Source organism: Achromobacter sp. 01N37 (assembly GCF_056399725.1).
The window spans coordinates 58,208-72,600 of record NZ_JBFTRX010000018.1; the positions used below are offsets into that span (position 1 = coordinate 58,208).

Below are 14,393 nucleotides of genomic sequence, written 5' to 3' on the forward strand. Positions count from 1 at the left end.
TTACGCCGATGTCGACCCTTACGTTACCCGGGTTCGCATGATGTCCAAGCTTCGTTCGATGATTGTCTGGTCCGTCGTTTTCTTGCAGGTCTGGTCGCCAGTGCTGGCGCAGACCCTGCCGATCACGGTCGACAGAAGCGTGGCGGGCGCCAAGCCTGCCGTGGGCGTGACCAATGGGGTGCCGGTGATCAACATCGCGCCGCCCAGCGCCGGTGGCGTGTCGAACAACCGCTACACACAGTTCAACGTGGGCCCGTCCGGCGCGGTGCTCAACAACAGCGGCGGCGCCAGCCAGACGGAGCTGGCGGGGCAGGTGGCAGGCAACACCATGCTGGGCAACCAGCGCGCAACCACCATCCTGAACCAGGTCACCGCGCCGAACCCCTCGCAATTGCTGGGCACGTTGGAAGTGGCCGGCAACCGCGCCAACGTCATCGTCGCCAACCCCGCCGGTATCACCTGCAACGGCTGCGGCTTCTTGAACGCGGACCGCGCCACATTGACGACCGGGCGGCCGCAGATCGGTACGGATGGACGTATCGGCTTTGACATTGCATCGGGCAACATCCGCGTCGATGGCGCCGGGCTGAACGGCGCGAACCTTGGCCAGGTGGATCTGCTGGCCCGCACGTTGGAAATCAACGCAGGCGTGTGGGCCGACAGGCTCAACGTCACGGCCGGCGCTGCGCGGGTCGATTACGAAACGGGTGTTGTGTCCGCACGAGCCGGACAAGGCGTCACGCCCGAGGTGGCGCTGGACACGGCCGCGCTGGGCGGCATGTACGCCAACAGCATCCGGCTGATCGGCACCGAGGCCGGCGTAGGCGTGAACATCGGCGGCAACCTGGTGGCGCTGACGGGCGACCTGCACGTCAACGCGGCGGGAGACGTGCGCATTGCGTCCAGTGGCACCGTGCAGGCGGCGGGCGCGCTTCAGGTCGACAGCGGCCGGGACCTTGCCGTGCAGGGAATCGCGCAGGCCGCGGGCGCGGCCACGTTGACCGCGCGCCGCGATGCAACCATCTTGGGCGCGGTCGGGTCTGGCGGACCGTTAAGCGTGCAGGCGGGCAAGAATGTGATTGTCGGCGCGCAAGGCAGTTTGCGGACCCAGGACGCATTGAGCGTGGTCGCCGCCAGGGATCTGGTGCTGTCGGGTCACTTGCTGACGGCGGATCAGAACATCCGCGCGGTGGCCTCACGCAATCTGAGGATGACTGGCGCGCAGGTTCCCGCAGTTCAGCCCGACGCGGGCGTGGCGAATGGCAGCGGCAATAGCAGCGGCAACAGCAACAGCAACAGCAACAGCAACGGCAACGGCAACGGCAATAACCCCGGCAACGGCGGTACCGGCAACGACAACGGCGGCAACGGGGATGCGGACAAGCCTGGAAAGGGCGCATCGGCCAGCATTGCGGCATCCGGCAAGCAGGCAAGCGGCGCGTCGGAAATTCCCGGCGTCGTTTCCGCCAAGGCAGGCGTCTCGCTGCAAGCCGGGCGCGACCTGGTACTGCCGCGACAGGTATACACGTCTGGCACGTTGTTGGCCCAGGCAGGCGCCAACATGGTTTCCGAAGCGGGCGCGCAGGCACAGTCGGCAAACGGCATGACGATGCGCGCGGGCGCAGACGCCAATCTGGCGGGCGCGGCCTTGACGGATGGCGCACTGTCGATCGACGCGGCGCGAAATCTGCGCATGGAAGGCAGCGCGCTGGCCTACGGCGGCGGCCTTGATCTTAAGAGTGGAAACGATCTGCGGCTTGGCCAGGCCAGCCGCGCGCAGGGCAAACGCATCGTGGTGGACGCCGATGGCGATGTCCGCACGGGCGGTGAAATGGCGTCCGAGGGAACCGTCGACGTGAAGGCGGGCGGCAATGCCCTGCTGACAGGCGCGCTGAGCGGCAATCAAGGCGTGGCCGCGCGGGCGGCTGGCACGATGGGTATCACCGGCGCGGCCGGCGCCGCACAAGGCGCACTGACGCTGACGTCGGGCGGTGACCTGTCCATTGGCGGCAGCGGCAGCGTACGGGCCAGCGGTCCGGTCACATTGCGTTCCAAGGGCGCCTTGAATGCGGCCGGCACGGTGTCATCCATGGCGGCGCTGACGGCGCAGGCCGCGCATGACGCCAAGGTCGACGGCAAGCTGTTGGCAGGCGGCTCGTTGCAGCTTCAGGCTGCGGGCCAGATGGCGGCAGGCGCGAATGCACGGCTGCAATCCGAAGGGGCGATGACGCTGCTTGCCGGTCAGGACTTGTCCTTGGCGGGCGAAGCGGAAACCAATGCGGGCCTGAAGTTGGATGCCGGGCGCGACTTGCGCATCGATGGTGCGGCGCGCGCTTACTCCGGCGCGCTCTCGATGAACGCGGGCAATGCAGTGCAGCTGGGCAAGACCAGCCGTGCGCAAGGCGACGGCGTATCCGTGCGAGCGGGCGGCGATCTTGTCGCTGATGGCTCGGTGGGTGCGCGCGGCGACATGGCATTGACGGCGGGCGGGGACGCGCGGGTCGGCGGTCAGGCGCAGGCCACGGGCAAACTGAACCTGCAAGGCGCGGGCAATGTCACGGTCGGCCAGGGCGCAAGCATCGACGCTGAACGCAGCGCGGTCGTCAAGGCGGGGCAAAACATCCTGATCGCTGGCGCGCTGCGCAGCAATGACGGCAATCGCGTTGAAGCCAAGGGCGCGTTGCGTCTGGATGGCGAAACGTCTGCCGCGCAAGGCGGGCTGGAGATGCTGGCGGGCGGTGACCTGTTGGTCGGCAAGCAGGGCAAGGCCGTGGCGGGCTCGACCTTGCGTGGCGAAAGCGGCGGCGTCCTGAGGATGGATGGTGCGCTGTCCAGCAAGGGCGCGCAAACACTGGCGGCGGTGCGCGACATCGCCGTGGGCGGGCAACTGCTATCCGGCGACACGCTGTCATTACGCGCGGGCCAGGACTTGGGCGTCCGCGCGGCCGCACAGCTGCAATCGGCCACCAACATGGCCTTGAACGCAGGGCGGAACGCAGATCTGTCGGGCACGGCTACCAGCGACGGCGCGATTGTGATCAACACGGTGCGCGACCTGAACTTTGACGGCGCGGCGCAGGCGTACGGTGGCTCGCTTGACTTGAATAGCGGCAACGATCTGCGTTTGGGTGAAAGCAGCCAAGCTCAGGGCGTAGGCGTTGCCGTGGCCGCCGCGCGCGACCTTTACACAAACGGCGACGTATCCGCCGTGGGCCCGGCGGTGCTGACGGCGGGCAATCGAGCAATGCTCGGCGGCAAGCTTGGCGCCGATGGTGATCTGACGTTGCGGGCGGCGGGTGCGGCCCACGTCACCGGTGCATTCGAAGCCACCGGCAGCGCGGCCTTGGCAGGCGGTGGCGATGTTGGGCTGGCGGGTAGCCTGCGCAGCAACCTGGGCACGCAAGTGAACGCGCTGGGCAAGCTGGATCTCACCGGCACGGTGGATGCGGCGCAGGGCGCAGTGACCCTGGCGTCGGGCGATGACCTGTCCATTGGCACAAGCGGCCGCGTCAATGCGGCAGGGCCAGTGGCCTTGCTTGCCGGGGGCGCGCTGAATGCGGCGGGCACGGTGTCGTCGTTGGCAGCGCTGACGGCGCAGGCGGCACGTGACGCCACCATCGACGGCACACTGCTGGCGGGCGGAAATCTGCTGCTTCAAGCGACCGGCATGGTCGCGGCAGGTGCCCATGCGCGCCTGCAATCGGAAGGGGCCATGAACGTGCTTGCCGGTCAGAATCTGGCCATGGCGGGCGAAGCGCTGGCCAACGCGGGCATCACCCTGGACGCGGGTAACGATCTGCGCGTCGACGGCGCGGCGCGAGCCTACGCGGGCGCGCTGACCCTGAACGCGGGCAAGGCGCTGCAACTGGGCGAGTCCAGCCAGACTCAGGGCCAGGGCATATCGGCGCAGGCGGGCAGCGATCTGTACGCGGCAGGCACGATGGGGTCGCGCGGTGCGATTGAATTGGCTGCGGGCCGCGATGCGCGAGTGGACAGCACTGCGTCGGCCAGTGGCGACGTGTCGCTTGTCGCCAAGCGCGATCTGGACATGGGCCGGGCGGCGCAATGGGAAACCGAGGGCGCGTCGCGCGCGACAGCGGGCAACGATATAACGCTATCTGGCGCATGGCGGGGCAACGGCGACATCAACGTGGCCGCCATCGGCGCACTGACGGTGGATGGCGAAATGGCTGCCAGCACTGGCGGCCTGGACCTGAGTGCGGGGCGCGACCTGTCGGTTGGCGCCTTGGCGCGCATTGCGGCGGCCGGGCCCGCGCGTGCAAAGACGGACGGCGACCTTCATGTGGCGGGCAAGGTCAGCTCATTGAAGGCGTTGACCTTGCAGGCTGCGCGCAACGCAAGCATCAGCAATCAGCTTTACGCGGGTGGCGCGCTGGACGTGCGGGCGGGCCATGCGTTGACCGCGGCGGGCGGATCACACCTTCAGTCCGATAGCGCACTGGCGCTGCAAGCGGGTCAAGATCTGAACATCGCCGGGACCGCGTTGTCCGAAGGCGGCATGGCGCTGTCGGCCGCGCGCGATCTGCGCGTAGAGGGCAATGCGCTGGCCTACGGCGGCACGCTGGCGTTGAAGAGTGGCGATGATCTGCTGCTGGGCTCGGGCAGCCAGCTGCAAGGGCAGGGCGTTCACGCGCAGTCGGGCCGCGACCTTGTCGTCAATGGTGTGCTGGTGTCCAAGGGCGATGCGCAATTGCGGGCCGGCCGGGATGTCGGGGTCGACGGCAAGGTGGGCGTGGATGGCTCGCTGAATATGGCTGCAAAGAACGACGTGCGCGTCGGCACGCTGGGGCAGTTGGAATCCTCCGACAACGCGCGAATCCAGGCGACGGGCGCGGCGACAATCGCAGGCGCCGTTCGCGGCGATCAAGGCGTGTTGATACAGAGCGGCGGCGCAATGGCGCTGACGGGCACGGCGGCGTCGGCGAAGGGTTCATTGCAGCTGATCGCCGCACAAGAGATGGCGCTGTCGTCTGACAGCCGAGCGCTGGCGGGCGGCGCTTTGCTGGCGCGCGCGGGCGCTTCGCTCGTGGCGGCTGGCACGATGTCATCACTGACCGATCTGGTTCTGGATGCGGCGTCCAACATCACGCTGGCAGGCCAGAATCTGGCGACGGGTTCGATCAGTGCAAAGGCCGGCGCCGGTCTGACCGCCTTGGCGGGCTCGCGGGTGCAGGCGGATGGAACCGTAGCGATCCACGCGGATAGCGCGGCGTTGTCCGGCGCGCTTGTCGCCGGACAGGCGGCGCAGTTGCGCACGCAGCACGATTTGACGGTGGACGGCACTGTGCTGGCCGATACGGGCACGCTGTCTGTCAGCAGCGGCGGCAACATGACGCTGGGCGGCGCAAGTGAACTGCAAGCAAGCGGAAAACTGATTGCCAAGGCCGACGGGAAGCTGCTTGCCGCGGGTACCGTTTCCAGCGCAACCGACATCGCCCTGACTGCGGGTACGGACGCTGAATTGCAGGGCAAGACGGTCGCCAACGGAACTCTTGAAATCGATGCCGCCGGAAATCTGACGGTAGCCGACAAGGCCCTGGCGCAAGGCAGCCGCAAGTTGCTGATGGCTGCGGGCCAAGACTTGCGTATCGCTGGCACAGCAGGCACTGCAAACGGCGCGGTCACCCGGGACGCCATGGGTGGCACGCTGCGCGCGCAGGCCGGTGGCGATCTGGTCATTACAGACACGGGCACGGTTACCGCAGGTTCCCCCGTCGCATTGAAGGCGGGCCGCAACATCCGCATTGACGGCATCGCGACCGCCCTGGCGGGCGCGCTGCAAGCAGACGCCGGCGCCAAGCTGCAAGTGGGGGCGGCCGGCAGGATGCAAGCTTCCGACGGCCTTGCCGCAAGCGCGGGCGCCGATCTGGATACCGACGGCGTCATTGCCGCTGGCGGCGGCCTCACGCTGGCTGCGGGCGGTAGCGCCCGATTGGGCGGCGTCGTGGCGGCGTTGGGCGAGCGCGCGGCAGGCGATGCGGTGATCTCTGCACAGCATGATTTGGTCGTGAAGCAAGGCGGACAGGTCCAGGCCGCTGGCGCGCTGAGCGCACGTGCAGGTCAAGACCTGAGCGCCTTGGGCGTATTGAGTTCGGTAGCGGAGATGGCGTTGGCCGCCGCGCGCGATGTGCGAGTGGACGGCACCGCGGCTTCCGACGCGAACCTGACACTGACCGGACGTGACGTAACCGTTGCCGCGTCGGGTCTTGCGCAAGCAGGCGGCGCACTGGCTGCCACCGCGCAACGCGCCATGTTTGCCGCCGGCCGCATGTTGGCCGGACATACGCAAACCCTGATCGCGGGTGACGACTTGACGGTGGACGGCACGGTTGCCGCGCTGAACGGCGATTTGACGCTGACCTCGCTGCGAGGCGACCTGACATTCGGCGCGGCATCGACGGTGCAGGCCAGTGACGCATTGACGGCCGATGCCGGCGCTGCGTTGCGCACGCAAGGTTCGCTCGCTGCGGGCCAGGGTATGCGCCTGCAAGCGGGCACGGATGCCGCGCTGGGCGGCCTCGCCGCAACCCAGGCGGGCGATCTGAACGCGCGCGCGACGGGCAACTTGGCGGTTGCCGCAGACGGCCGTCTTCAAGCGGCCAGCGCACTGGAATTGGTGGCCGGCGGTACGTTGGCCAACGCGGGCGTTGCGTCCGCCCAGCAAGACGCTCGCCTGAACGCGGGCGCAGCATTGTTGAATCAGGGTTCGGTCCTGGCGGCGGGGGACGTGCTCGTCACCACGCCGGGCGTGCTGACCAACGCCGGCCGTTTCGTGGCCGGCATGGACGGCGACGGCGTCCTTAACCAGCCCGGCAGCCTGACGCTGACGGCGGGCGACATCATCCATCACGGCACCAGTCTTGCTGGCAAAGACCTGACGCTTACCGCAGGCCGTCTGGATCTTGCGCACGGCACGCTGTCCGCATTGGGCAACGTCACGCTTGCCACGCCGGGCGATATCGACACGCGCAATGCCGTCGTGCAAGGCGGCGGCCTGGATATCACTGCCGACAATCTACACAACCAGGCAGGCAAACTGACCTCGACCGGCGCTGCGACCCTGACGTTGGATGGCAAGCTCGACAACACCGACGGGCTCATCGCCGCAGCGGGCGACTTGAACATCGCCGCCGCCACGGTCGTGAACCGCGCGGGCACGTTGGCTGGTGGCAATTTGGTGCTCAAGGCGGATGGCGCGCTCGACAACCGCGCCGGTCTGATCCAGGCCGATAACGCACTGACATTGACGTCGGCCTCGCTGGACAACCGCGCCACGCTGACAGCGGATCGTGCAACGCCAAAGGGCGTGTTGGGCAAGGTGATCGCCATTGTGGCGGACCGCGTCGACAACCAAGGCGGCTCGATCCAGGCAGGCGAGGACCTGACCCTGACCACGCGGGAGCTGGATAACCAGGGCGGCGAGGTCGCCGCGCAGGGCAACGCCCGCATCGTGGCCGACACGTTGAAAAACGGCCAAGGCAAGCTGCTGGCGGGCAACAGCCTGACCGTCATCGCGCAGGTCTTGCACGGCCTGGGCACACTGCAATCGGCGGGCGATCTTACCTTTCAATATGCGGGCGCGTTGAATCAGACGGGCGACCTCTCCAGTGGCCGCGACATGAACTTGTCCTTGGGCGGCGTGCTGCACAACAGCGCTACCATCAGCGCCGGGCGTGACTTGAGCATCAAGGCGGACTCGCTGGTCAACCAGGCCAGCGGTCAGCTTTTGGCCGGAGGCGCCAATACGCTCAACGTCGCGCAGGGCTTGACCAATGCAGGGCTGATCGATGGCGCCGCCACGCACATCAACGCCGGCCGCGTGGATAACCTTGCCCGCATCTACGGCGACAAGGTCGCGATTCAGACCCAAACACTCGTCAACAGTGCAGGCGTGGGCGGCGGCGCCGTCATCGCGTCCCGAGGCGCCATGGACCTGGGCGCCGCAACGCTCGTGAATCGCGAGCACGCGCTGATCTATGCCGGTACGGATCTTGCCATCGGCGGCGCGCTGGATGCCGGCGGCAACGCGGCAGGCCAGGCGGGATCGCTGCTGAACACGGGTTCCACCATCGAAGCGGCGGGCGATGCCCGCATTTCGGCGGCGTCGCTGTTGAACCAGAACGCGGGCTACACCAGCCAGACCGTGCAGGTTGCGTCGCAGTCAAAGGTGTACTTCACCCCGGCCGGCAGTACCGACATGTACGACGCCGAGACGCACTGGTTGTGCGACGAGGTCACGCCCCAGTGCAGCAAGGACCCGGCTTGGCTGGACGACGATCCCGAACGCATGTTCCTGCTGCCGTCCGACAAATACCCGGCGGCGCGCTACGGCCCGCCGTTCGACTACACACCCGGCGGAAGGCGCCAGGCGGGTGTCAGCGCGCCGATTGCACTGGCCTTTACCCCGGCCGACGTCGCTTGCAGTGGCGGCGACGCCGGAGGCGGATGCTGGGACGTGCCTGAATGGTTCGGCTATGGCACCGACGCGCGCATCTGGTCGGTGTTCGGCGTCACGCCGCCGACGGGCTCTTTGCCTGTGTGGGTTCCCCCGGAAGCTCCCTGCTTTACCAACAGCCCCGCGTGCCTTGCGGAAGCCGCGCGCCGCAAAGCCTTTGAAGCGGCCTATGCCGCTTACACGGAGCCATACAAAGCGCTGGACGCGCGCATCCGCGCATTCAACGCCGATTTCAACAACCGGCTGGTTGGCACGCTGACCTATTACCAGGTCAACGAAACGGTCACCGAGACGCGCACGCTGTCCTCGGACCCGGGCAAGATCCTGTCCGGCGGCGCAATGACGTTGGCCGGCACGGTCACCAACGACAAAAGCCAGATCGCAGCGGGCGGGGCGCTCAATGTAGCGGGCCCGGCCATCAACAACATCGGCGCGGGCGGACAGCGCACCGTGACGCGCCAAGGCACGGCCACGGTTTCGCAGGCGCGCTCCAAGGACCGCAAGGAATACTCCAGCCCTTACACCGCCACTCTGGCGGGGCAGGCCATTGAACTTCCTGTGGGAACCTCGGGTGGATACACCAGCGTCACGCTCGACGGATCGGCGCCCGGCGCCACGGGCGTCGGTAAGCCGGGACCCGTACTGGTCGCCAGCCTGGATATGCCCGGTGGGGCGGTGGTGCGCACCGTTTCAAACCCGGCCAGCATCCCCGACAACCAACTGTTTGCAGTGGACAAGCGCCCCGACGCGCCTTACATCGTCGCCACCGATTCGCGCTTCATCGGCCAACGCCCCACCGTGTCCAGCGACTATCTGTTCGACCTGCTGCGCCAGCCAGATGCGCTGCCGGGAACCACGGTAGCGGGCAGCGCAGGGGCAGGTGCCGGGCTTGCCGGTCAGCACGCTGACAAGCCTGCCGATCCCAGCAACGTCCAGGCCACCATCGGCAAGGGCGCCGTTACGTCGCAGGGGCCGGCAGGCCCCGCAGTAGGCGCTGGTTCGAGCGTAGACGTGCAGCGTCTTGACGCCCCGACGGCGTCCGCGGCCGGTAACACGGTGCTGGCCAACGGCAGCACCGTAACAGGCAACCCCGTGCAAGACGCCAAGACGCTGTCTGGCGCGCGGCTGGCGGGCTGGGACGCTCTGGTTCCGCCTGGCGCCAAGTTCCTGACGCCTTCGGGTCAACCCAAGCGACTGGGTGACGGATTCTATGAGCAAAAGTTCGTATCCGATCAAATACTCGCCACGACCGGTCAGCGCTTCCTGGGCCGCTTCAGCGACAACGACAGCCAGTACAAGGCCTTGATGGCCGAAGGCGCCAAATTCGCCCGCGACCACAACGTCAAGGTGGGTGTTGCGCTGACTGAAGCCCAACAACGCCAGCTAACCAGCGATCTGGTGTGGCTGGTGGCCGAAACGGTCACCCTGCCTGATGGCAGCACAGAAACCGCATTGGTGCCCAAGGTGTACCTGGTCGTTCAAAACGACGACTTGAAAGGCGACGGCACGCTGATGGCCGGACGCGACGTCAAGCTGGCGGCGGACGGTGATATCAACAACAGCGGCACGATCGGCGCGCGCCACGCCACCGTCATGAGCGCATCGAACATCGTCAATCAGGCAGGCGGCCTGGTCCAGGGCGCCACCGTGGATCTTTCCGCGCGCACCGACCTGACCAACCTGGTGTCGCTGATCAAGGGAAATTCCGTCGCACTGAAGGCGGGGCGCGATATCGCGCTGACCTCCACATCAGCGTCGGAGAATCACGGCGCGACGTGGGGTTCACACATCTCGGGCGTCTCTCGTGTGGACGCCGGCAACCTCAGCATGCAGGCAGGACGCGACGTCACCTTGACGGCGGCGCAGGTGGCCGCCAAGGACGGCGTGCGGGTGCAAGCGGGCCGGGATATCAATCTGGCCACGCTGGAGGAGAGTCATGGCGAATCGTTGGTTCTGAACAGGAAGAATCGGCATGACCTCGCCACCAGCAAGGAAATCGGTTCGAGCATCGATGCGGGCGGCAACGTCACGTTGATCGCGGGGCAGGACGTCAACGCGCGAGTGGCTGATGTTACGGCCGGTGGGCAATTGGCCGTTGGCGCAGGCCGCGACATCAACCTTACCGCCGGAGTGCAGAGCGGCTCGGCCTACGACGAAACGCACTACAAAACCCGTGGTTTCCTGTCGTCGAAGACCACGCATACTAAAGCGGCTCTTGACTGGGAACAGTCCTTGGCCACCACCTTCACCGGCGACACCGCCGTGCTGATGGCTGGCCGCGATCTGACTGTTGCAGGCTCGAACGTTGGCGCGCAGAAGGATCTGGTGATTTCAGCCGACCACAACGTCAACATCCTGGCCGGCCAGAACGCCGAAGACGGCTACGACTACAAGATGGTCAAGAAGTCTGGCTTTGGGGCCATGGGTGGTTTCAGCTATGGCACTCGGCAGCAGACGGATTCGCTTGATAGCAAGAAGGTCTTCCACAACGCCAGCACCGTCGGCAGCGTCGAAGGCGACGTGCTGATCAACGCAGGCGGCGCCCTCAATATCACGGGCAGCAACGTCATTGCGCGGCAAGGCGACATCACGCTGATCGGCAAGGAAGTCAAAATCGGCGCGGCGCTGGATACCACGCAAGAGAAGGAATTCCACGAGATCAAGCAGACAGGGTTGACGCTTACCGCGAGCAATCCTATTGTCAGCGCCGTACAGACTGGTGCACGGATGGCTGACGCTGCGGGCAGGACGGACAACGCTGTTATGAAGGGCCTGGCAGGCGCTACGACTGCCTTGGCAGCCGTCAACGCCTATGACGCCGTTCAGGCGTCCGCCAAAGCCGCCGACGCGGCGGAAGCTGCCAAGGCCGGTTCATCCAACGCGGTCGACCAGGTCGGAGGCGTGAGTATCAAGCTGAGCCTGGGCACCAGCAAGAGCAGCAGCACGACCGACCGTAGTTCGTCTAGCGCCCTCGGCTCGACGGTTGCGGCCGGCAAAGACCTGACCATCGTCGCGCAAGGAGCTGGCCAGGACTCGGACATCACTGTCACGGGATCGAACCTGTCTGCTGGCAACAATGTGGTACTCAAGGCCGAAGGCGACATCGTTCTGCAGGCCGCTCGCAACGCGTTCGAGCAGAAAACCGACAGCAAGAGCAGCAGTGCCAGTATCGGCATCGGCTACTCCACCGGCGGCTCGCAGAATGGCTTCACGCTTGAACTGGGCGCCTCGGTTGGACGCGGCGAAGCCAACGGCCGCGACGAAAGCTGGACCAACAGCAACGTCACCGCGGGGAATGTGCTCGCGATGCAGTCTGGCGGCGACACCACGTTCAAGGGCGCGGCGGGCCGCGCTGAACAGATCATCGCGTCGGTCGGTGGAAACCTGCTACTTGAGAGCCTGCAAGACAGCAGCAAGTACGACTCCAAGAACAAAAGCGCGGGCTTCGGGCTGAGCCTTTGCATCCCGCCGTATTGCGTGGGTTCGAGCAGCGTGTCCGCCAATGCCAGCACCGGCAAGATGAACAGCGACTTCAAGTCCGTCACGGAACAGACGGGCTTGTGGGCCGGCGACGGCGGCTACCAGATCGACGTCAAGAACAACACCAAGCTGGTAGGCAGCGTCATCGCCAGCAGTGACCGCGCGGTAGCCGACGGCTTGAACAAGCTCATGACGGGCACGCTGGTCACGGAAGACATTAAGAACACCGCGAAGTACAGCGGCAGCCAGGTGTCGATTGGGGCGGGCTTTGGATTTGGCGGAGACGCCAAGCCGAGCGAATCGGGCCTGGGCACGACCAAGGGCGGTGAGGTAGCGGGCGGTGCAACGAAGCAGCACGGCACGTCGGTCTCCACGGGCAGCAGCGGCTTCGGGATGGGTATGCCAGCGGTGGTGGCGGCCAGCGGCAACAGCAGCTCGACCACGCAAAGTGCCATCAGCGGCGGCACGATCGCCATTCGGGATGAGGCGGGGCAGTTGGCCCTGACCGGCAAGACAGCCGCGGAGACGATTGCGTCGTTGAACCGGGACACGGCCGATACGTTGAATGCGCTGAAGCCGATCTTTGATAAGGAGAAGATCGAAGCGGGATTTGAGATCGCGTCGGAAGCTAGCCGGCAGGTTGGGCAGTTTTTGACGAATCGGGCGAAGGAGGCGGATGCGCTGAAGAAGGCGATGGATGCCGAGACGGATCCCGCGCTCAAGGACGATCTCAAGGCCCGGTATGACGAAGCGGCAAAGTGGGGGCCGAATGGCGAGTATCGGCTTGGATTGACCGTCTTTTCAGCAGCTGCTGGGGGGAACGTTACGGGAAGTGCGGGGCAATTCGTGCAGTCCGCCGCGGCGAACTACCTGCAGGCGTTGGGCGCAGGCAAGGTGAAGCAGCTTGCGGACACGTTGGACAGCGAGGCGGCCCGGACGGCATTACAGGGATTGGTGGGCTGCGCTGGAGCCGTCGGTCAAGGAAGCAATTGTGGTGCTGGCGCAGCCGGGGCTGCGGCGAGTGTCGTACTTAGCAACCTCATTCAGGGTCTTTCGGGGCAAGGTGCCAAGGACCTAACGGCGGAGGAGAAAGAGTCACGAGTCAATCTGGTCGCCAGTCTCGTCGCGGGCCTCACCGTAGCACTGGGTGGAGATACTGCTGTTGCGACCCTAGCCGCCCAGATCGAGACCGAGAACAACTACTTCGGACAAAGATCCGAGGGTTTCAGGCCGTCCGAACAAAGGCAATTTGATGCGGCGATTGCTTCTTGCGGTCCTGGAAATCCTGAGAGCTGCGCCCGGGCGCGTGAGCTTGCTGGTATATCGGAGCAGAAGGACAAAGAGCTGGCGAGCGCATGCGTTGTCCCGGCCTCCTCTTTGTGCCGTGCCGCCGTCCAGTTAGCGGTGGCCAGCGGCAATGTAGTGTTCTTCGATAAACAGGGAAAGCCAACTGCAGTTCCTGCCGACTCGCCTGTCATTCAAGTCACGCCTGATCCTAGGGATGGAACGTTCCATTACTCCCTAGCGGCGAGTGTTGCCGAGGCTTGGGCGATTGATGCAACCGGCTTTGCATTGGGCGGGGCGATTGCAACGCTTCGAGCAAAAGCGGTCGCTGCAAAAGCGGAAGCTCTGCTTGCGGCAAAGGGTGGAATGGGTTCGGCAGGCAAAACGGTAGTAACTTCTGGAGGTGCTGCCAATTCTGCGACGGGTGCAAAACTTGCCGATGATCTTGCTTCAAAAATGGTCAAGCCACAAGTTTCAGACTCGAAACTTGCCGGGCTAATGGACGATTTATATCGTGATGGGGCGAAAATTGGGACGGGTAGCACAGCCGATGCTGTTCGTTACGAAATTAGGACGGGAAGCCCAGTTGGGGGAAGACTCCATACCCAAAAAGCTAAAGATTACTCGGCTGCGCTTCAGAAATGGTTGAATTTCAATCCGAATGCGTCCTTTAGTGATCGTTCGGCAGCGCAGAATGTCTTGCGCGATCTTCATAATGCTCTGCAGGGAAAATGATGGAAGAAGTGCATACAATTTTTTTGAATAATTTGACCCGTATTCAGGCTATCCATCAAGCTAAGGTGGCCGCTGTTCAGTATTGGGGAGATGATATTCCACTAACCGTTTTGTTTGCGGAATTGGGACGAGCTATCGTCAGTGAATTCGAGAAATTCTCGCATGAAGAGCGGGCTTATGTGTTTGATGTAGTAGAGCAGGGAATGAATTCGTCCGATGCTGTCCTCAGTACCGCTGTCGCAACAGGTTTGCTCGAGGCTATAAGCGCGAAAATTTCTAAAGACCCAAATCTTGATCGAAAATTGGATAGTCAACTTGGAACGGTGTCGAAGAAGTACTTAAATGATTGGAGCAACTGGCACACCTCTAAGTGATTATTCCTGACTGTGTGGCGGGAAAGTTCACCACCCAGTCTGAC

At 64.9% G+C, this 14,393-nt stretch carries 2 protein-coding genes; both read left to right on the forward strand.

Annotated features, from left to right (window positions below; genetic code table 11):
* The first annotated feature begins 37 nt into the window (after positions 1-37).
* Entirely contained in the window at positions 38-13,975 is a 13,938-nt protein-coding gene (locus AC1DSJ_RS26670; RefSeq protein ID WP_441372508.1) for a two-partner secretion domain-containing protein, read from the forward strand.
* Positions 13,972-14,349 (forward strand): DUF7674 family protein, encoded by a 378-nt coding sequence (locus AC1DSJ_RS26675; protein WP_175171742.1) that lies wholly within the window; start codon positions 13,972-13,974, stop codon positions 14,347-14,349. The genes AC1DSJ_RS26670 and AC1DSJ_RS26675 overlap by 4 nt, the downstream gene beginning before the upstream one ends.
* Positions 14,350-14,393 lie beyond the last annotated feature (44 nt).

Coding starts and splice junctions, on each gene's coding strand:
- AC1DSJ_RS26670 (WP_441372508.1), top strand. CDS start 38: ATGATGTCCAAGCTTCGTTCGATGATTGTCTGGTCCGTCGTTTTCTTG.
- AC1DSJ_RS26675 (WP_175171742.1), top strand. CDS start 13,972: ATGATGGAAGAAGTGCATACAATTTTTTTGAATAATTTGACCCGTATT.